Raw genomic sequence first — 19,628 nt, forward strand, 5'->3', positions numbered from 1 at the left:
CGGTATTTGCTCTTGTTATGGTGACCCGTCCAACAGCAAGGATAGCATCTCAGCTACACGGCCAGCTGTGAGTTCTCTCGCCTGTGGCGACGGCTTTTCGGTTCACTGCGCCGCGACCGAAGAATGGCAGCGTCGGACGTCCTTTTCCACTAAGGAAAGACCGTCAGAACCGTATCTCCATCTCACAGCGAAGCGATCAGGTCATCTCATCCTCTTTTTTCCTGCCCAAACCGCTCAATTATAGTGCGCATTAATATGATGCAGTCCAACTTAACCGACTGATTCAGAACATAGTCCTTATCTTTGGTTGCCAGACGCTCTGGCTCGGACATATCGATCCCCTCGATCTGCGCCAAGCCAGTAATTCCAGGCCGAACTGCGAAAACACCGCGCCTTCGCCGTTCCTGGATCAGTCTGGTCTGGTTCGGGAGACAAGGTCGCGGTCCAACCAGGCTCATGTCGCCTCTGGTAACATTCCAGAGTTGCGGCAACTCGTCGAGCTTGGTGCGCCTCAGCATCGCGCCGATGCGGGTGGTGTGGGCTGGGAGGGCAAGATGCGTGGCGACGTTGGGCGCATCGAGCCGCATAGTGCGAATCTTGTAGCAAACGAACGGCCTTTCATCGCGCCCGACCCGGAGCTGGCGGAAAAGCCCGGGACCGGGTGAATCGAATCGCGCCAGGACGATGAGGACGGCGATGACCGGCAGGGCAACGACAAGCCCCAGGCCGGCGATCGTGATATCGAGGAAGCGCTTCGCCAAGACTTTCCATTCCTTGTCATGCCGGTCCTTGTCATGCCGGCGAAATCGACCGCCAGCCGTTTCTCCCTAACCAGCCGGTTTCGAAACTGCAAACGATCGCGCGGGACTTTGCTCAGGTGGATTGTGCTGAGCCGGCCGATCAGTTAACCGGAGCCGCCACCCCTCACATGTCATGAAGGCCAAGATCTTGCACAAGCGGCTACGCATAGGTGTGGATGCACGTAACCTGACCTCGCACATGACGGGGATCGGGCGCTATGTGCACGAACTGAGCCGGGAACTGATCGCCGGCGGCCACGACCTCATCCTCTACCTGCCCGAAAAACCCAACGCGCAGGTCGCCGCGCTCAACGGCGCCAGGCTGCGCCTCGCGCGAATGCCGGGACCGATCCTGCGCCAGATCTGGGGGCATGCCATCCTGCCGGTCCAGTTGAGGCGCGACGCGCTCGACGTGTTCTGGGGGCCTGCCCATCGGCTGCCGCCGTTCCTCCCCGCTGATCTTGCACGGGTGGTGACGATCCACGATCTCGTCTGGCTCCACGCGCCAGAGACGATGCGCACCCGCACGCGCCTCGGCGAGCAGGTGTTCATGCGCCAATCGCTTGCGCGGGCCGACATCGTCGTCGCCGATTCCGAGGCGACCGGGCGCGACATTTCGGCGGCCTTTCCCGATCTCGGCCGCGAAATCGTCACCATTCATGCCGGCGTCAGCGGACGTCCGCCCGTCGGCGTGCCGCCGCCCCTGCCTTGCGGCATCGATCGTCCCTATGTCCTGTTTGTCGGAACACTCGAGCCGCGCAAGAACCTCAAGCGATTGCTCGATGCCTGGCGGCTGCTTCCCGAGGAACGACGCCGGGACTGGCTGCTCGTCATCGCAGGCGGCAAAGGCTGGGGCATCGACGACATGGCCGGCGAGATCGCCGCACGCAGCCTCGACGGCTCCGTCAGGCTGACCGGGTTCGTGAGCGAGGATGAGCTCGACGCGCTCTATGTCAACGCTATGCTTCTGGCCATGCCGTCGCTGTATGAAGGTTTTGGCCTGCCCATTGTGGAGGCGAACGCGCGGGGCGTTCCCGCGCTGACATCGAACCTGTCCTGCCTGCCGGAAATCGCCGGTCCCGGTGCGATCCTGGTCGACCCGACGTCTCCAGCGTCGATCGCAGCCGGGCTCGACAGCGTCTTGTCGGGGCAACGCGACTGGAAGACGCTGTCGCGCGCGGCGAGGGCCAACGCTGCGCGATTCGATTGGTCCACCGCGGCAAGGCAGTTGCTCAACGTGTTCGAAACCGCGATCGCGACGAGAAGAGCCGCCTGATGCGCGTCCTTCATGTGTTCAAGACCTATTGGCCCGAGACCTATGGCGGCATCGAGCGGGCGATCAACTCGATCGCGGAAGGCACGGCCGATCTCGGCGCCTCTAGCACGGTCTTCACCCTCGCATCACACACGGCCGACCTGCCGGAGACGTTGGGAAGACAGCGCATCGTGCGCGCCAAGCGCACGTTCGAGGTCGCATCGACGGGCCTGTCGCTCAACGCCATCGGCGGTTTCCGTCAGTCGGTCGCCGAGGCCGATCTCGTCCATTACCATTTCCCCTGGCCGTTCATGGACGTGCTCCATTTCGCCGGCCGGGTGCGCAAGCCCGCGGTGCTTTCCTACCACTCCGACATCGTCAAGCAGCGCAGAATGCTGCAGGTCTATCGACCGCTGATGAACCGCTTCCTGTCGCGGATGGACGCGATCGTGGCGACCTCTCCCGACTATGCCGCCACGAGCCCGACGCTGAGCGCGTTCATCAACCAGCTGCACATTATCCCGCTCGGTCTCGAACGTCGGGACCACCCCCCCGCCGCACCGGAGCTCCTCGCCAGCTGGCGGCAGCGCTTCCCGCGCCCGTTTTTCCTGTTCACCGGCGTCTTCCGTTACTACAAGGGGCTGCACATCCTGATCGAAGCCGCAAAGGCCGTCGACGCTGACATCGTTTTGGTCGGCGCGGGACCCGAAGAAGGCGCTCTGCGCGCGCAGGCGCTTGGCCTTGGCGCCGCCAATGTCCATTTCGTCGGTGCGGTCGAAGACGCGGACAAGAATGCGTTGCTCGAACTGTGCCGCGGATTCGTGTTCCCCTCCCATCTTCGCTCCGAAGCTTATGGCCTGTCGCTCGTCGAGGCCGCGATGATGGGAAAACCGATGATCTCCTGCGAGATCGGCTCGGGGATGAGCTTCATCAATCGCGACGGCGAGACGGGCATCGTGGTCCCGCCGCGCGATCCGCGCGCGCTCGGCGCAGCCATGCGGGTTCTCGTCGAAGACCCCGCCGAGTCCCGGCGCATGGGCGAGGCGGCGCAAGAACGTTATCGCGAGCAATTCACGGCCAAGCGCATGGCGGCGTCGTATTTCGCGCTTTATCAAGACGTGCTCTCGCGAGGCAAATCGCGCCGTCCCTAGCGTCTGCGCTCTACTTGTAACTTCACGGATCGTGTCCTAGAAGCGCCCAGTATTCTACAAATATCAGAAAATGGTCCATGCTCGATTTTGAAAAGGCCCTGGCTGGCAAATCCGTTTTCGTCACCGGTCATTCCGGCTTCACGGGGAGCTGGCTTTGCGCCTGGTTTGCCAAGGCCGGGATCAATGTCAGCGGCTTTTCGCTCGCGCCGGAACCGCACGAGGCGCTGTTTTCGCTACTTGGCCTGGACGATGACGTATCGAGCGTCACCGGCGACATCCTGGACCTGGGACGGCTGCAGCGCGCGATGAAAGACGCGCAGCCTGAGATCGTCATTCATCTCGCCGCCCAGCCGCTGGTGCGCAAGTCCTACCGCGAGCCCTTGCGGACCTTCGCGGTCAACGCGCAGGGCACGGCGAACGTGCTCGAGGCGGCACGCCTGACGCCGTCTGTACGCGGCATCGTCGCCATCACCACCGATAAGGTCTATGACAATCGCGAATGGGCCTGGGCCTACCGCGAAAACGATCCGATCGGCGGCAAGGATCCCTACAGCGCGTCCAAGGCGGCCGCGGAAATGGTCATCAAGGGCTATCGAAGCCTGCCCGGCGGCGAAGGCGGGATGCCGCTTATCGCCACCGCGCGCGGTGGCAACATCATCGGCGGCGGCGATTTCTCGGAGGACAGGCTGATCCCCGATTTCGTGCGCGCGGTCGGGACCGGCAATCCGCTGACCCTGCGCTTTCCCGACGCGACGCGCCCTTGGCAGCACGTGCTTGCGCTGGTGCAGGGCTATGGAACGCTGGCAGCGGGACTTCTATCGGATGCACCAGAGAAGGTCGCCCGGGCCTGGAACCTCGGCCCGAACGATCCCGGCCAGTACACCGTCCGCTCCGTGCTCGAGACGATGTCGGGCGTGTGGACCCGACCCGACCTTCGCTACCTCGACGAACCTCTGCCGGAGGCCGGGGCCCTCCAGCTCGACAGCCGCCTCGCCTATAACGAGATCAACTGGCGCCAGCCCTGGAGCGTGCCGCGCATGGTAGAGGAGACGGCGCTTTGGTATCGTGAACACGCACGCAGCGGCGACATGCGCGCCTTCACCGGCGCCCAGATCGACGCATGGCGCCGCGGTCTTGCGGCCCTGGCCGCGAGCTGATGCGCATCCTCGTCACAGGCGCGGGAGGCTTCCTCGGGCAACGCCTGACGCGACACCTGCGCGCGGCGGGCCATGAGCCGGTCGCGACCACGCGCAACCGCGAAATGGCGGCCTCGGGGGACGTGCATCATCTCGCCGACGCGCTCGACGCCGGCGCCTATGGCCGCCTGATCGCCGCGCAGGACATCGAGGCCGTCGTCAACCTCGTGGCAGCCGGCGTCGATCCGTCCGATCGCGACATCCCGCGATTGGTTCGGGCAAATTCAAGCTTTCCCGCCGAACTGGCCGTGGCCGCGAAGGCGGCAGGGGTTCGCAGCTTCGTCCATGCCGGATCGAGCGCCGAATATGCGCCGGCGGTCCGGGCGAGCGGGATGCGCGAGGACGATGCGCCGACGCGTGACAAGATCTACGGCGCGACCAAGGCGGCCGGCTCGCTTCTCCTGGAAGCGACGGCGCGCGAGATCGGCCTTCGCTGTGCCATCGTGCGACTGTTCAACATTTTCGGCCCTGGCGAAAAATCCTACCGACTCTTTCCGTCCCTCGTCGACCGATTGTCGCGCGGCGAGGAGGTCGCGCTTTCGGCCGGAACGCAGATGCGCGACTTCCTGTTTGTCGACGACGCTTGCCGCGCAATTCTCGAAGTGCTAGTCGCGCTGGACGCGCAACCGGGCGTCGGCGGCACCTACAATCTGGCAAGCGGCAAAGGGCTGGCGGTCCGCGACTTCGCCTTGGCGATCGCCGCGGAAATGGCAGCCGATCCGCATCTGCTGAAGTTCGGACAATTGCCGATGCGGCCCGACGATTTGCCTTATGTGGTTGCCGATACCAGCCGTCTCGACGATCTGATCGGCCCGGCGGCCACCACCCGCCTGGCAGATGCGATCGCAGCGACACTGGCGGAAACGAAACGATGCGAGGCCCCATGAACGGACCCGAGCGCAGGCCGCGCGAGAGCCAGATGCCACTGATCTCCATCGCCATCCCGGTCTACAACGAAGCGCTCAACATGGACGCGCTTTACAGGCGGCTGACCGGCGTCGCCGAGCGCATGTCGGACCGCTGCCGCATGGAATTCGTTTTCTCCGACAACAATTCCACCGACGACACCTGGAGCCGGATCGAGGCGTTCGCCGCGAGCGATGCACGCGTCCGCGCGATCCGCTTTTCCAAGAATGTCGGCTTCCAGCGGTCGATTATGGCGAACTACCTGCACACGCGCGGCGACGCGGTGATGCAGATCGACGCCGATCTGCAGGACCCGCCGGAGATGCTCGAGCAGTTCTTCGAGGTTTGGCAAAAGGGTTTCGACGTCGTATACGGTGTCCGGCGCAAGCGCCGCGAGGCCGCATGGATGAACCAGTTCCGCCGCTTCGGCTACTGGATGATCAACGCGATCAGCGAACACGACATCCCGCGCGACGTCGGCGATTTCCGGCTCGTCGACCGCAAGGTCATCCGCGCCCTGTCGCAGATGCGCACGCCCAATCCCTATCTGCGGGGCATGATCGCCGGCCTCGGCTTCCGGCAGACGGGCCTGGAATACGAGCGCGATGCGCGTGTAGCGGGCGAAAGCAAGTTCGGGCTGTCGCGCCTCCTGCGCCTCGGGCTGACGGCGGTGTTCAACCATTCGTCGGTGCCGCTGCGCATGGCCTCGATCCTCGGCATCATGATGATCGCGGTGTCGGCCATGGGAACGATCTACTTCGTGTTGCTGAAAATACTGCAGCCGGAACTGCCTCAGGGCCTTGCCAGCATGCATGTTCTCGTGCTTTTCGGCATCGGCCTCCAGTCATTACTTCTGGGAATCATCGGCGAGTACATCTTGCGCATCTATCTCATGCTGCGCGCCGAACCGCTCGCCATCGTCGACAGCTCGATCAACATCGAGCCTGCGGAACTCGTACTCTAGGAACTCAACCCATGAAACTGGTCATTCTCGCAGGCGGCCTGGGCACGCGCATCGCCGAGGAATCCGAGACCAAGCCGAAGCCAATGGTCGAAGTCGGCGGGCGGCCCCTCCTGTGGCACATCATGAAGACCTATGCCCACCATGGGGTCAGCGAGTTCGTCATCTGCCTCGGCTACAAGGGCTACGTGATCAAGGAGTTCTTCATGAACTACCAGCGTCACCTGTCCAATCTCGAGATCAACCTCAAGGACGGCAGCACCACCGTCCTCGAAAGCTCCGCCGAAGACTGGAAGGTCACGCTGATCGAGACCGGCGAGAGCACGATGACCGGTGGGCGCCTGAAGCGCGTCGCCCCCTATCTCGGCAACGAAACCTTCTGCATGACCTATGGCGACGGCCTGTCGAATATCGACATCACGGCGGAACTCGCCTTCCACAGGAAGCACGGCAAGCTCGCGACGGTCGCCGCCGTCCAGCCGCCCGGCCGTTTCGGCGTCCTTGCGGTCGAGGACGACGGCACGGTCTCTTCCTTCCAGGAAAAGCCGAGCGACGAGATCGGCTGGATCAATGGCGGGTTCTTCGTCCTCGAGCCGAAGGCCATCGACTACACCGCCGGCGACGAGACGTCGTTCGAGCAGGAGCCGCTGAAGACCCTTGCGCGCGACGGCCAGTTGGCCGCCTTCGAGCATCACGGCTTCTGGCAGCCTTGCGACACGCTTCGCGACAAGCGCGAGTTGGAAAAGCACTGGGCCGAAGGCCGTGCACCCTGGCGTGTCTGGTAAGCGCCGCGGTCCATGAGCCAAACCCCGTCCGTGCAACTTGGCAAGACCCGCATCCACGTCCGCTCGATCGTCGGGTGGGCAGTGTCGATCCTGTGCCTGGGGCTGATCGCCTGGAACGTCGATCTGGCCGGCGCTGCGGCGGCCATGCGCGATTTCGCCTGGCCGTTCGTCCTGCTCGCGCTCGTCGGGTTGTCGTTCGGCTATGCCATGCGCATCATCCGGTGGGCCGTGATGCTGCGCGCGACGGAGACGGCTGTGCGGACCGGCGATTGCGCGGCGCCGTTCCTCGGTTCGATCGCGCTCAACAACGTGCTGCCGCTGCGCGCGGGCGACATCGTGCGCGGTACGGTCTTTCCGGCCGCGATCGGCGTGCCGCGCACGACCGCGATCAGTTCGATCGTCATGGAGCGGCTGCTCGATCTGTTGACGCTTGTTCTTTTCCTGACCGTCGGCACCTCGGTGCTGCGCGGTGCGCGCCTGCCGGACTGGCTGGTCGAAGGCACGATCGTGCTCGCGATCATCGGCGCGATCTCGCTGCTCGCGATCTTCCTTTTCAGCGGAGCGATCGCGCGGATGCTGCTCGGCCAAGCGGGACGACGCCCCGAGGGCGACATCGTCGGCAAGGGGCTGCGGGTGGCCGCCGAATTCCTCGACGGCTTTCGACACATGTCGGCCCCGCGCGCGCTCGGCGCGGTCTTCGCATTGTCGATACTGGTCTGGCTCGGCGAGTCGGCCGCCTTCTACTTCGTGATGGCCGGCTTCGGCATCGAACAGCCGCCCATCGCCGCACTGCTCGTCATGGCTTTCGTCACGCTTTCCACCCTCGTCCCGTCCTCACCCGGCTATGTGGGCCCGTTCCACCTGGCCGCGTTCTCGGTGATGATTCTATTGGGGGTGAGCGAGGAAGTCGCGACCAGCTTCGCGGTTTTGTCACATTTGATGGTATGGGTGCCCACGACCGTGGCCGGGGGCATCGCCATGCTTGCACGCCCGGAGATTTTCCGCACCGCCCGATCGGTGCAGGCCCGCGCTGCCCAGGAGAGAGATACGCATGACATCCCAACCGTATGACGTCGCCATCGTCGGCGCTGGCTTCACAGGGCTGGCCGCCGCCTACGACATGGCAAAGAAGGGCCTCAAGGTGCGCGTCGTCGAAGCCGATGTCGACGCCGGCGGCCTTGCCGGGACATTCGAATTTTCCGACGGGATGCGGATCGAAAAGTTCTACCATCACTGGTTCAACAACGACCTCTACGTGCCCAAGCTGGTGCGCGAGCTCGGCCACGAGGACGACATCGTCGTCCATCCCTCGCGCAACGGCATGTATTTCAACGGCCGCCACTGGCGCCTGACCACGCCGCTCGATCTCCTGCGCTTCACCGCCCTGCCCTTCTGGGACCGCATCCGTCTCGGGCTGATGGTGTTCCGCGTGCGCGGCGTGAAGGACTGGAAGCAGATCGAGAACCTGTCGGTTCGCGAGTGGCTCGAGCCGATCGTCGGGCCGAACGTCTACCGGGTGGTTTGGGAGCCGCTGATCAAGTCGAAGTTCTCGGTCCATGCCGAGGACATCAACGCCGTCTGGTTCTGGAAGAAGCTCGTCCTGCGCGGCAGCACACGGGACAAGACGGGCGGCGAGGAACTTGCCTATTTCCGCGGCGGCTTCGGACGGCTCGCCGAAATCATGGTGGACGCCATTCGCGCCAAGGGCGGCGAAGTGTCGTTTAGCACGCCCGTCACCGGAATTCGTACCGAGGGCCGCCGCATCATCGCTCTGGAAACGGCCGAAGGGCCGGTCGAGGCACGCCAGTTCCTGTTCACGCCGGCTTTTCCGATCATCGCCGACATCTTCGAAGGCAAGGTCGAGGCCGACTATCTCGCTAGCCTGCGGCGCGTCCGATATCTCGGCAACATGTGCCTCGTGCTGCGTCTCAACCGCAGCCTCTCCGATACGTACTGGCTGAACGTGAACGATCCCGGCTTTCCCTTCGTCGGCGTCATCGAACACACGAATTTCGACCCGCCGGAAAACTACAAGGGATCGCACATCGCGTTTCTGTCGAAGTATCTGTCCGTCGACGATCCGGTCTGGAACTACTCCGAGGACGAGTATGCGGATTTCGCGCTCGAGCACCTGAAGCGCATGTTCCCCGACCTCGACAGGTCGTGGATCAAGGAATACCGCATGTGGCGTTCGCCCTATGCGCAGCCCGTCACCGAGCGCGGCTATTCGCAATACGTGCCCGGCCGCGCGACGCCGTTCGACAACGCCTTCATCTCCACGATGGCGCAGGTCTATCCCGAGGATCGCGGCACGAACTACGCCATCCGCGAAGCGCTCGAGGTTTCCGAAGAGATGCAGGCAAAGATGGCCGCCCGGGCCGATGGCTGACGCGGACGCATCGCAGCGCTGGGTTCATCATCCGGCACGAGGCGGCTTTGCGTTCGGCGCCTGGGGGCTGGCCGTTGCCGGGCTTATGGTGCTGGGCATGGTCGCGGCGCTTCTGCTTCCCGTCGCGCGCGTGGGCGACGGGATGGAGTATTACGGCCTCTTCTACGCGTGGTCGCAAACGCTGCGGCCATGGATGAACGAGACGAGCTTCGCGCTCTACCAGCAGCTTCACGAAAGCGGCCTGATCGTTGGCACGCTCGATCGCAGCTACCTCGAAGGCGCGTTCCCGGCCCTGCGCCTTGGCGAGACCGCGGATTTCAACCATTTCTGGTTCTACAGCCTGCTGGCGGCTGTGGTGAACGCGCCTTTCGCCCTTATCGGCCTGCCGCTCGGGCCGCATGGCAGCTTTCTCGCGCTTCACGCAGTCCTGTTCGTCGGATTGCTGTCGGTGGCGACGCTCGGCCACGGCTGGCGCGGCTTCTGGACCATCGTCGCCATGACGCTCGGCTCGCCGATCGTATGGTACTTCAACAAGGTCCATACCGAGTTCTTCACGTACTGCGTCACACTTGGCGGCATTGTCCTGGCAATGCGCAACCAGCTTGTGGCTTCGGCGGTCCTCATGGCGGCAGCCGCGACCCAGAACCCGGGCCTCTCCTTCGTGCCGGTCCTCCTCGTCGCCCTGCGCGGACTTTCGGACTGGAGCGTGCCCTATTCGCGCTGGGAAGTGATCGGAGTGGTCGCAACCGTGCTTCTGCTCGCGCTTCACCCCGCCTATTACTTCCTGCGCTACGAGGTGGTGACGCCGCAATTGCTGGCGGGTGGTGCTGCGCCTGGGGCAGGACTGTCCTACGCCTACATCTGGCTCGTCGACCCCGATGTCGGGCTGTTCCCGAACTGGCCTGTGGGCCTGGCACTTCTCCTCGGCGGGGCGCTCTTGTGGCGAAGGGCCATGCGCAATCCGACATTGCGGCCCGTGCGTCCGCTTCACCTTTGGAGCGTCATCGCTCTGTTCTTCGTCGCCTCGATGTACAGCCACGCCTCGACCGAGAATCTCAACTCCGGCGCGACGCCCGGTCTGGCACGCTACGCGCTCTGGTACATCCCCCTCATCTACCCCGCAGCGCTTGCCGTCGTGGCCACCATGTACGGCTTATCGGGCGTGCGCAGGGCGACATGGGGCACGGTCTTGTGGGCCGGCGTCATCGTCACGATGGTCGTCAACCTGTCGATCAAGTGGGAATCCTACACGGCGCCGTCATTTGCCTCCGGGTTTGTGCAAACCCACGTCCCCTGGCTCTATACCCCGCCAGCAGAGATCTTCGGCGAGCGCTATTCGGGGCTGGGCGATTCGCTCTATGCATCATCCGCCGTCGTCGGCCCCGACTGCCGCAAGACGCTGCTTCTGCCTGCGCCCGCGAACGAGGCCGTCATCAGTGTGTCCGACGATTGCGCGTTCGATGGCGAGCAAATCAGGTCGTGGGTGGTGTCGGCCCGCGAGGGCCTCGAGCGACCGACATTCGTTCAGCTCGACGCCGACGATCCTTCCATCGTCGTGCCGCCAGCGCCGATGGCGCTCGGCCAGGCACTCGCGCACGACGCGACCGGCACGCAAGTGAGCCTGTCCGGCTGGTCCGGCGCGGAACCGACGCATCGCTGGAGCGATGCGGCGCAGAGCAGTTTGCGCTTCACGCTGCCGGAACATGCGGGCGATGACCGCTGCCTGCTGATCGACGGTTTCACCTATGGGCCGCAGACCATCGCCGCGTCCCTGGACGACGAACAGGTGTTCGAACAGGCTTTCGACGGTGACGCGCGCCTTGTCGTTCCGCTCGGCGAGCGCTCCGGCGCAACGCGGGTCGATCTGACCTATTCCGACCCGAAACGGCCGCCGGGCGATTCGCGCCTCATCGCATTCGGCCTGCGCTCGTTCGTCATCGATTCCTGTCCCTGAAGGGCGAACTTATACTCCTCCCCACGGGCGGAGCTATCCTTGGGCCCTCATCCATTCCCAAGGACAGCCGCATGGATACGACACCGCGACACGACTTTCCGCTCATCATGCCCTCGCAGGCGCAAAAGCACGTCACGCACAACGAAGCGCTGTCGATGATCGACGCGCGGCTCAACGCGCATGCCAGTTCGCGCGGCCTAACAGCGCCGCCGGCGGACGCTTTGCCCGGCGACACCTATGTGGTTGGCGCACCGGCATCCGGCGCATGGGCCGGGCGTGAACATGCGATTGCGGTGGCGACCGGCGCCGGCTGGTCGTTCGATACGCCGCGAGCAGGCAGCCTGATCCACATCGCCGACGAGAACGCGCTCCTCGTTTTCGATGGCACGCAGTGGCAGGTCCAGGGCCAACGCGGCACGATCGACCGCCTCGCGTTCAACGCCTTGCCGGATGACGAGAACCGACTTTCCGTACGGGCGCCCACGTCGCTCTTCGACGGCGACGAGGCGGACGGCGGGCACCGTCTCAAGATCAACAAGACGGCGCCTGCCGAAACGGCATCTGTCGTGTTCCAGACGGGGTATCACGGCCGGGCCGAGCTCGGCCTGACCGGGTCCGACGCATTTTCCATCAAGACGTCGCAGGATGGCGAGACGTGGCGCGCGGTCGCGATCTTCGATCCGGCGACCGGCTTTCTCGGCCTCGGTTCGGCCGCTGCGCCCGATTGTGCGCTCGACGTGCGCGGACATCTCGCGCGCGTCTCAGCGCCCAGCTTCGCCGCCTTCGCCGTCGCAGCGACGGGCGCGGGCGGGCGGGAATACCGGTTTGCGGCGACGGACGACAGCAACGGTCTTGGCGGCGGCCGCTTCGTGCTGTTCGACCAGAATGCGGGGACGATGCGGATCGCAATATCGCCGCAGGCCTTCGAGACGACGCTGCCGCTGAAGCTGAAGACCACCGCCCTCGCCGCGCTGCCCGACGCAGCGACCAGCGGCGCCGGAGCGGTCGTCTACGTTCCGAACATGACGGGCGGCCCCGGCCTCGCCTTCAGCGACGGATCGGTGTGGAGGCGCGTCGGGGATGGTGCTGCCCTTTAGCAGCATCCATCCGATGGGGCACCTGGTCAGGGCGGCGATCGAAATGGACCGTTGCCCATGCCGCGTCAGGCGACGTTCCGCTGGGCATCGGCCTCATCGGGCTCGGCATTTGCCGATCTGACGGAGGGCGCGCCTGCGCTTGCCGGCGTGACGAGGGCCTTCATGAGCAGTTCGGCGCTTTCCTGCCAGGTCACCCAGCCGATGGACCTCGATCGAGGATGATCGTTCGCCTCGTGGAGCTGCTTCCACTCGTCGACGGCGGCCGCAAGTTCCGTGCCGTTGGAGGCCTTGAAATAAAAGGCGTCATTGCCCGCCACTTCACGGAATACGGGTATGTCGCGGGCGATGATCGGCAGACCAGCCTGCGCGGCTTCGATCAAGGGAAGTCCAAAACCTTCGCCTTCCGAGGCCGCGATCAGTGCATCGCCGGCCCCGTAGATCTTTTCAAGGAACTCGTCGCTCGCCCGCTCGAGCCATATGAGCCGCTTGCCGTTTTCCGGGTGGTTTCGCAGGCGCGAGACGAGACTGGGCAACGACCTTGCCTGGCTGGGAGGGACGCCTTTCCAGCCCTCACCGCCGATCAGCACCAGAACGTCCTTCGAACCGGCCGCCCAACGTTCTTCGAATGCGTCGACCACTTGCGCATGACCCTTGCGCGGCTCGATCGTTCCGACCATCAGGAAAACGCATTCGCGCTCGAGCCGCTCGAGGAGTTCGGGACCTTCAGCCGGAATGCCAAGCGTCGGAGACGACGCGCCGATGTCTGCGCCCAGCGGCCACGCGACGATGTCGATCTCGCCGGCGCGCGGATGGCCCGTCCGAGCAAGCCACGCCGCGACGTCGTCGGCAACCGCCTGCGAGATACAGATCAGCTTGTCGGCAACGTTGCATATCGCCTGCAGCCACAATTCGTGAACGGTGCCCGATTCCTCGGGAAAATTATGCGGCATCGTGACGGGCAGGATGTCGTAGACGACGAATGCGATCTGCGCCCCGCGCTGCTTCCACTCCTCGTAGACGCCGGTGTGTGAGGCACCGATCGCACCATGCGCGAAGAAATCGAGCGCCAGGAAGATGTCGCCTTCACCCACGTCGACGGGCTGCTCCGTCAGATCCGCACGAGGCGATCCGAGGAACTCCATGGTGTACCGCCGGGCGTAGTGGTAGCGCCACTCGCCATAATCCTTGTTCATCCAGACCGGCTCGACGCGGTACTCGTTCCGGTTGCTGGCAAGGAAATCGCCGAGGACCGAGCGTACGACCCGCTGAATGCCCGTGCGAAGATCGAAATTTCGCAAGGCGGAGATATCGACCAGAATCTGCTTTGCCGGCCGGGGCAGATTGGGGATCAATGTCAGCCCGCGCGCCATTTCGAGCTTGGCCTGCATGTCGCCATCCGGGAGCATGCGGGCACATTCGATGAGCTTCTGGTGGTCGTAGAGCGTCTCGCTGCCCATGTAGAATTTCTCAAGGGCTGCGTGATACCGCTCCGCCGCATAGGCGACCGTGTGGTTCTCGCCAACGTATGCCGCTGCCCGCGCACCCAATCTCTGGCGCTTGGCTTCGTCCTGCTGCAGGTCCACGAGTGCGGTGACCAGATCGGCCTCGCTGAACTCGTCCTCCAACAGGATCAGGCAATCGTCCGGCAGCTCTGCCATCGATCCGTTCGAATTGGCGATGGTCGCGATGCCGTAGGCCATGCAATCGAGGACGGCAGCAGACGTCTCACCGCGGGAATTGCTACGCAGTTGGACCCCGATGTCAGCCGCTTTCAGGTAGCGCTGGTACTCTTCGGGCGAGGCAAATCCGGACACAGATACGCGTCCCTGTCCATGCTCGGCGATCCTCCGGAGGAGTTGATCGCTATAGGCGTCCTTGTGCGCCGCGCCGACATAGACGAGCTTGCAGTTCTCGTCGGCGGCCAGGGGCGACGCGATCCATGCGTCGAGCAGACGATCATTGAGTTTGGTCGAACCCAGAAATCCGAAGGTGCAGACGAGAATCTCGTTGGCCTTCAACCCAAGCGCCGCGCGTGCATCCTCCCGCTTCGAGACATCGGGCGCGATCCGCGGCAGCGGCACGACCTCCCAAGCGCGCGTCGAGTATGCCGGATAGAATTCGGTGGCGAGCGACACGGGGTGCTTGCTGTGGACGATGACGCCGGCCGCCTGCGCGAGAATGGCGAAATTCGCAGGGTAATTGTCGATCGCGCGGCGGAAGGTCTTCACGTCGTTGCGCTCGGCCAGCGCTGCATGACCGTGCGAATATGCGAGCGATTCCGTCCAGATCGTTCCCCATTCGCCGTGCAGCTCCAGATAGGCGATCATGCTGCTGAGGAAAAAATCATGCAGCACCACGACGCCCGGCACCTCCCGCAGAAGCGGGATCATGTGACTGTGGAAAAGCGAGTTTCCGAAGTGATACATGACCCGGTCGAAGTCGCCGGCGTTCTCACGGAACCACTCGGCGCTCCTGACGGGGACGTTGTCGCGCAACCAGTCATCGGCGATCTGCGACTGTTCGGAAATCAACGTGATGTCGTAGTACCGGCACAGTTCCGGTAGGAGCTGGGCACTGTAATCGGCGATCCCGGTCCGCTCGGGGGGCAGCGGCGAAAAATATGCGAGCTTCGGCAGAGCATTATCCTGCCCACGATCGTGCTGCGATGCGCGTGCCGTCAGCGCCTTTGCGAAATCCAGCCGGTCGCACGCAAGGCGTACGCTCGTCGAATCGACAAACCCGTCGAAAGCGACGCCGGTCGTCTTGGGAAAGATCGCGTCGCTCAGATGACTGGGCACCGTGAAGCGGCGAACGCGTTGCTGCAGGCGCGGCGACCGGTCGAGCATCCATCGAGCCAGGCGATAGGATGATGGATAGCGCCTGACGATGCCATGCGCGCGCGCAATCCCGCTGCGGACGACGCGATCCGGGCGCGACTGCGGCTTGAAGGTCAGCCAGGCGTGAACTCCATGAGCGAACTTGCGCAGGACGCCCCTTGCGATACGCACCGGTTTCGTCAGGCGCCAGGATCTGCTCAGGCGCAGCAAATTCAGCTCGTGATCCGTCCACGCCAAGCGGGCGGTCAAATCCCTGATCGCCGCGTCGCGCTGCTGCAGTTCAGCTTCCAGTTCCTGCAGGGCTATCCGGGCGGCATCCCGCTCGCTGCGGCCGACATCGACGACCGACACGATCTCCCGATCCTCGCTCGCATCCTGTCGTTCCGAATCCATACCGCGCAATCCTGCCTGCAATTGAAGATTGCGCACAGATAACATAGCACGGACTTTATCATTATACTTTTTAAGTCTCAGGATTTTTTTTTTGAAAACCTCGGCATGATTGCGAAGGTTTTCGATAGTTTTTTCGAGTTCACTAATATTGCTTCGGAGCCCATCATTCTCCGAGGCGACGTGGCTACTCTTCCGCTCACTTTCTGCCAGTCGATCCTGCAGAAGCGAAATCTGTTGCCTTATCGGCTCGAGGTCCACCAGACCTGAAGCATGGACGAGAGCGAACCCATCGAACACGTTCGGTCCCGGGCCGAAATGCTGCTTCAATTCCTCATGTTCGCGCGAGACGTAAAAACGGCTGAGACCGTCGAAATAGACGAACTCGTATCCGCGCTCGATCAGTTCGTGCTCCCACTGCTGATGCGTCAGGGTCTGGGAATTCGGCCAGGTACTCTCGACGCACAGGATCCAGGGCCGGCGGGGGCTGTCGCCCCAGCTTGCCAGGACGTCGGCCTCCATGCCTTCGACGTCGACCTTGAGCCAGTGGATGTCGGGCCCCTCCACGGCGTCCAAAAGGCTTGCGAGCGACATGACGGGGACGAGCGCTTCGGAGACTTCGAAGCCCGAAGCCGCATATTTGCGCGCAAGGCCCTCGTCGCTCGTGCTCAAACCCGTATCGGTGACGGCAAAAAAACGCATCGGCTCCGTGCCGTTGCCGATAATGGCCTCCACCACCTTTTCGTCCTGGCGCGCCTCGCGCAGACGTCGGGCGTAGGACGCACTTGCATCAGCGTGGATGCCGCGCCACCCCTTCTCATAGAAGCCGAGGGACACCGAGTCGATCGTCGGGTCCTGCGCGCCCACATCGACATACACGCCCTTTTCGACATGTTTCAGAGCACGCCACAAAATGACGTCCTCGAAATTCTGCGCATATGATTTGAACATGAGATCGCTTCGCCAAAAGAGCGCCGTGGCACGGGAACATCCCGTATCCGGCAGCGCCGTGCAAGCCGCCTGATCAGAGGCTCGGGAACAGCGACTTGCCGGGTTCGTTGCGGGAAATCAAGGGCAGGTCGATCACTTCATCTTCGCCAAGAAAACTCGCCACGATCAGGCCGTCGCCGCTGAAGGATTCCTGCACGCTGTGCTCAACCAGGACGTGCGCGCCGAGACTGCGAAGTGCGGCGACGCAGTCCACATGCGTCGTCGGTGATCCGGAGATGCTGGAATGATGCGTGGAGACGACCAGGAAGCGGGGCCTTTGGGCGGCCGGCACCTCTGCGATCGACCGCAGGAAGCCGAGTTCGGCGCCCTGGACGTCCATATGCACCATTTCGATCGGTTGCCCGCCGGTCAGCGACGACACCGCCTGCATGTTCATCAAGGGCAACGTCCTGGCGACATTGTCGGATTCGCAGACGGCCGTCAGTTCCGTCGTCGCGCCGTCCCCGACCCAGGCCTGCCGATAGACCATCCGGTCGGCCATCGCATTCAGCCCGGCGTTGAACTGGCCGACGGCGAGGCTCGCCGGATCCGGCTCGATGCAAAAGGCGCGCGAGCCCGGAATTTCCGTGAGATACCAAAGCGAGTAGTAGGACCAGAAAGCGCCCAGTTCCATGATCAGGCTGTTGTGGCGGACATAGCGCATCAAATCCGCGAAGATCAGTTCCTCCTGCGGCTCGTGATGGCCGCGCAGCGCGCGGATGATCTGCGCCATCCAGTCGCCGTGATAACCGCCCGCCTTGACGCGCAAGCCGTTGTGCATGATCTGAACGCGCCCCTCCGGCGCATCGACGATGCGTCCGGCATCGGCGACTTTCGGCAGAGCGTCGCTGTCGCGACAGCCGATCGTCATCAGGGTTCGCTGCAGAGCGTTCAATCCAGGTCCTTCGTTATGGTGAAATCGGCATCCAGTTCGCTCGTGCCGATGAAGTAAGGCCGGTCGGCGTTCACGACGTCGAACACGATGGCGTTGTCCTGCCATTCGTAGTTTTTTTCAAGATGCGTGTCGGAGGCCGAAAGCGCCACGGCGAGGCCGTAGGAGCCGGGGCCGAGCGTGCAGGTGAAGGCGACGTTCACCTCCACGCGCCCGCCGGCGCGCACGTCAACTATATGGTCGCCTGTATGCCAGGTATTGGTTCCCCACACGACATGGCCCGTCCGGTCGCGCAGCATGACCCCGACGACGAGCCGGGGAACGTCCTCGTTCGCGGTGGCGCGGATCTTGAGAGCGAGCTTTTGCCCCACCGTCGCCGTTGCGACCGGCTGGCGGCTCTCCCGGTCGAGCAAGTCGAGCGTCTCGGTCACGATCTCGTAGCTGCCCGAGCGCGAATGCAGCCAGCCGCCCTTGGTTCGCCGCTGCTCGATCGTCAGCTTCGCGTTTTCCCGTTCGGCGATCAGCGCGTTGTAATAGTCGACCACCTCGTCGGGCGGTCCATCCTTCAACACCGCGCCCTTGTCGAGGAGGATCACACGGTCGCAGAGGGCGCGCACGTCGGCAAGTCCGTGCGTGACCAGAATGATGGCCGTGCCCGCTTCCTTGAACGCGCGCACGCGATCGAAGCTCTTGTGCTGAAAATAGCTGTCGCCGACCGAAAGCACCTCGTCGATGATCAGGATGTCAGGGCGGGTGGCCGTGGCGAGCGCGAAGGCCAGCCGGGCCATCATTCCGCTCGAATAGGTGCGCACGGGCTGGTCGAAATGCTCGCCGACCTCCGCAAAATCCTCGATCTGCGGCGCCAGGCGCTCCAGTTCGGCCTGCGAATGGCCCATAAGGCCGCCGGCATGGAATATGTTCTGCCTGCCGGTCAGCTCCAGATTGAACCCGACCCCCAGTTCAAGGATTGCGCTGACGCGGCCATGCGCGGCGACGCGGCCTGACGAAGGCCGAACCGTGCCGGTGATCATCTTGAGCAGCGTGCTCTTGCCGGCCCCGTTCTGGCCGATCAGCGCGAGCGCCTCGCCCGGCGCGACGTCAAACGATATCTCGCGGTTCGCCCAGAACTCGCTGACGGGCATCACCGACGCGCCGAACCAGCTGCCGATGCGGGAGACCAGGCTGCCATATATGGCGTAGCGCTTGGAGACGCGGTCGACGGACAGGAGCGCCATCACAGGGCGTCCACAAGGTCGGCGCTGGCCCGGCGGAAAACCACGAAGGACAGGGCGACGGCGACGACGCCGATCGTCGCCGGCACGATCAGCGCGCGGGGGTCCGGCCAAGCGCCGTACAGCATTGCATCCTGATAGATCGTCACCAGCGGAACCATGGGGTTCAGATCGATGATGGCCTGGTAGCCTTCCGGCACGATCGAACGCGGATAGACGATCGGCGTAATCCAGAACCAGAGCTGGACAACAACGGTCATCACCTGCGCCACGTCGCGGCTGAAGACGTTGAGCACGCCCAGGAAGACGCCGAGCCCGAAGGCCAGCATGGAAATCAGCGCCATGCCAAGCGGAATGGCCAGCCATGCGGCATTGGGATACTGGCCGAACATCACCGCGAAAATCACGAGGATCGCCGCCAGAAGCAACAGATGGTTCACCATCGCGCTTCCCCAGACGATGATGGGAAGGGACAGCCGCGGGAAGGTGATCTTTTTCAGGACGCTCGCCTGTTCGATGAAGATGCCCACGCTGCGCGTGAGGATTTCGCTGAACAGCGTCCATGCCGCGAGGCCCGACAGGAGGTAGATCGGATAGGCCGCTTCGATCTCGACGCCTTCGAGGCGCGCCCCGAGCACCTCGGCGAGCACGATCGAGAAGATCAGCGCCTGGGCGAGCGGATGCAGGATGAACCACATCGCACCCAGTCGCGAGCGGGCGAAGCGATTGCGCATGTCCGCACGGATCGAGGACATGATGAAATGCCGGAACGTCCACAGGCTTTTGAACATCG

Annotated in this window: 15 protein-coding genes; 10 read left to right on the forward strand and 5 right to left on the reverse strand. The window is 63.8% G+C overall.

Annotated elements, in window-relative coordinates; translation table 11 throughout:
- Positions 1 to 206 precede the first annotated feature (206 nt).
- On the reverse strand, positions 207 to 761 hold the full coding sequence (locus tag GTK01_RS10840; protein ID WP_252925902.1) for a sugar transferase: 555 nt from the start codon (positions 759 to 761) through the stop codon (positions 207 to 209).
- Between the two features lie 172 nt (positions 762 to 933).
- Between GTK01_RS10840 and GTK01_RS10845 the strand changes: the two genes are divergently transcribed.
- From GTK01_RS10845 to GTK01_RS10890, 10 genes are all read left to right on the forward strand, one after another.
- Positions 934 to 2,076 (forward strand): glycosyltransferase family 1 protein, encoded by a 1,143-nt coding sequence (locus tag GTK01_RS10845; protein ID WP_252925903.1) that lies wholly within the window; start codon positions 934 to 936, stop codon positions 2,074 to 2,076.
- On the forward strand, positions 2,076 to 3,206 hold the full coding sequence (locus GTK01_RS10850) for a glycosyltransferase (protein ID WP_252925904.1): 1,131 nt from the start codon (positions 2,076 to 2,078) through the stop codon (positions 3,204 to 3,206). Before GTK01_RS10845 ends, GTK01_RS10850 begins: the two co-directional genes overlap by 1 nt.
- A 77-nt stretch (positions 3,207 to 3,283) precedes the next feature.
- A complete protein-coding gene (gene rfbG / locus GTK01_RS10855) occupies positions 3,284 to 4,363 on the forward strand; it encodes a CDP-glucose 4,6-dehydratase (RefSeq protein WP_252925905.1) in 1,080 nt (359 codons plus the stop codon).
- The gene (locus GTK01_RS10860) at positions 4,327 to 5,289 is read left to right on the forward strand and encodes an NAD(P)-dependent oxidoreductase (RefSeq protein ID WP_252925906.1); all 963 of its coding nucleotides are present in this window, start codon (positions 4,327 to 4,329) and stop codon (positions 5,287 to 5,289) included. Before rfbG ends, GTK01_RS10860 begins: the two co-directional genes overlap by 37 nt.
- The gene (locus GTK01_RS10865) at positions 5,286 to 6,272 is read left to right on the forward strand and encodes a glycosyltransferase family 2 protein (RefSeq protein ID WP_252925907.1); all 987 of its coding nucleotides are present in this window, start codon (positions 5,286 to 5,288) and stop codon (positions 6,270 to 6,272) included. The genes GTK01_RS10860 and GTK01_RS10865 overlap by 4 nt, the downstream gene beginning before the upstream one ends.
- 11 nt (positions 6,273 to 6,283) lie before the next feature.
- On the forward strand, positions 6,284 to 7,054 hold the full coding sequence (gene rfbF, locus GTK01_RS10870) for a glucose-1-phosphate cytidylyltransferase (protein ID WP_252925908.1): 771 nt from the start codon (positions 6,284 to 6,286) through the stop codon (positions 7,052 to 7,054).
- 12 nt (positions 7,055 to 7,066) lie between these two features.
- Complete coding sequence (locus GTK01_RS10875) at positions 7,067 to 8,125, forward strand: lysylphosphatidylglycerol synthase transmembrane domain-containing protein (protein WP_252925909.1); 1,059 nt, start codon at positions 7,067 to 7,069, stop codon at positions 8,123 to 8,125.
- A complete protein-coding gene (locus tag GTK01_RS10880; protein ID WP_252925910.1) occupies positions 8,106 to 9,443 on the forward strand; it encodes an NAD(P)/FAD-dependent oxidoreductase in 1,338 nt (445 codons plus the stop codon). The genes GTK01_RS10875 and GTK01_RS10880 overlap by 20 nt, the downstream gene beginning before the upstream one ends.
- Entirely contained in the window at positions 9,436 to 11,397 is a 1,962-nt protein-coding gene (locus GTK01_RS10885) for a hypothetical protein (RefSeq protein ID WP_252925911.1), read from the forward strand. Before GTK01_RS10880 ends, GTK01_RS10885 begins: the two co-directional genes overlap by 8 nt.
- A 71-nt stretch (positions 11,398 to 11,468) precedes the next feature.
- Entirely contained in the window at positions 11,469 to 12,494 is a 1,026-nt protein-coding gene (locus GTK01_RS10890) for a DUF2793 domain-containing protein (RefSeq protein WP_252925912.1), read from the forward strand.
- 65 nt (positions 12,495 to 12,559) lie between these two features.
- Here GTK01_RS10890 and GTK01_RS10895 read toward each other — a convergent pair whose 3' ends face one another.
- The 4 genes from GTK01_RS10895 to GTK01_RS10910 form a co-directional block, all read right to left on the reverse strand.
- Entirely contained in the window at positions 12,560 to 16,672 is a 4,113-nt protein-coding gene (locus tag GTK01_RS10895) for a glycosyltransferase (RefSeq protein ID WP_252925913.1), read from the reverse strand.
- 73 nt (positions 16,673 to 16,745) lie between these two features.
- Complete coding sequence (locus tag GTK01_RS10900) at positions 16,746 to 17,582, reverse strand: hypothetical protein (protein WP_252925914.1); 837 nt, start codon at positions 17,580 to 17,582, stop codon at positions 16,746 to 16,748.
- Positions 17,583 to 17,602: 20 nt separating this feature from the next.
- Positions 17,603 to 18,838 carry an ABC transporter ATP-binding protein gene (locus GTK01_RS10905; RefSeq protein WP_252925915.1) on the reverse strand — a complete coding sequence of 412 codons (1,236 nt, stop codon included), beginning with the start codon at positions 18,836 to 18,838 and terminating at the stop codon, positions 17,603 to 17,605.
- Complete coding sequence (locus GTK01_RS10910) at positions 18,838 to 19,626, reverse strand: ABC transporter permease (RefSeq protein WP_252925916.1); 789 nt, start codon at positions 19,624 to 19,626, stop codon at positions 18,838 to 18,840. Before GTK01_RS10910 ends, GTK01_RS10905 begins: the two co-directional genes overlap by 1 nt.
- Positions 19,627 to 19,628 lie beyond the last annotated feature (2 nt).

The sequence above is a fragment of the Aliihoeflea sp. 40Bstr573 genome, from assembly GCF_024105655.1.
In the GTDB taxonomy this organism is placed as follows: domain Bacteria; phylum Pseudomonadota; class Alphaproteobacteria; order Rhizobiales; family Rhizobiaceae; genus Aliihoeflea.

Excerpts from the sequence above, each read along its gene's own strand:
- GTK01_RS10845 (WP_252925903.1), top strand. The coding sequence starts at position 934 with ATGAAGGCCAAGATCTTGCACAAGCGGCTACGCATAGGTGTGGATGCA.
- GTK01_RS10850 (WP_252925904.1), top strand. The coding sequence starts at position 2,076 with ATGCGCGTCCTTCATGTGTTCAAGACCTATTGGCCCGAGACCTATGGC.
- rfbG (WP_252925905.1), top strand. The coding sequence starts at position 3,284 with ATGCTCGATTTTGAAAAGGCCCTGGCTGGCAAATCCGTTTTCGTCACC.
- GTK01_RS10860 (WP_252925906.1), top strand. The coding sequence starts at position 4,327 with ATGGCGCCGCGGTCTTGCGGCCCTGGCCGCGAGCTGATGCGCATCCTC.
- GTK01_RS10865 (WP_252925907.1), top strand. The coding sequence starts at position 5,286 with ATGAACGGACCCGAGCGCAGGCCGCGCGAGAGCCAGATGCCACTGATC.
- rfbF (WP_252925908.1), top strand. The coding sequence starts at position 6,284 with ATGAAACTGGTCATTCTCGCAGGCGGCCTGGGCACGCGCATCGCCGAG.
- GTK01_RS10875 (WP_252925909.1), top strand. The coding sequence starts at position 7,067 with ATGAGCCAAACCCCGTCCGTGCAACTTGGCAAGACCCGCATCCACGTC.
- GTK01_RS10880 (WP_252925910.1), top strand. The coding sequence starts at position 8,106 with ATGACATCCCAACCGTATGACGTCGCCATCGTCGGCGCTGGCTTCACA.
- GTK01_RS10885 (WP_252925911.1), top strand. The coding sequence starts at position 9,436 with ATGGCTGACGCGGACGCATCGCAGCGCTGGGTTCATCATCCGGCACGA.
- GTK01_RS10890 (WP_252925912.1), top strand. The coding sequence starts at position 11,469 with ATGGATACGACACCGCGACACGACTTTCCGCTCATCATGCCCTCGCAG.
- GTK01_RS10895 (WP_252925913.1), bottom strand. The coding sequence starts at position 16,672 with ATGTTCAAATCATATGCGCAGAATTTCGAGGACGTCATTTTGTGGCGT.
- GTK01_RS10900 (WP_252925914.1), bottom strand. The coding sequence starts at position 17,582 with ATGACGATCGGCTGTCGCGACAGCGACGCTCTGCCGAAAGTCGCCGAT.
- GTK01_RS10905 (WP_252925915.1), bottom strand. The coding sequence starts at position 18,838 with ATGGCGCTCCTGTCCGTCGACCGCGTCTCCAAGCGCTACGCCATATAT.
- GTK01_RS10910 (WP_252925916.1), bottom strand. The coding sequence starts at position 19,626 with ATGTTCAAAAGCCTGTGGACGTTCCGGCATTTCATCATGTCCTCGATC.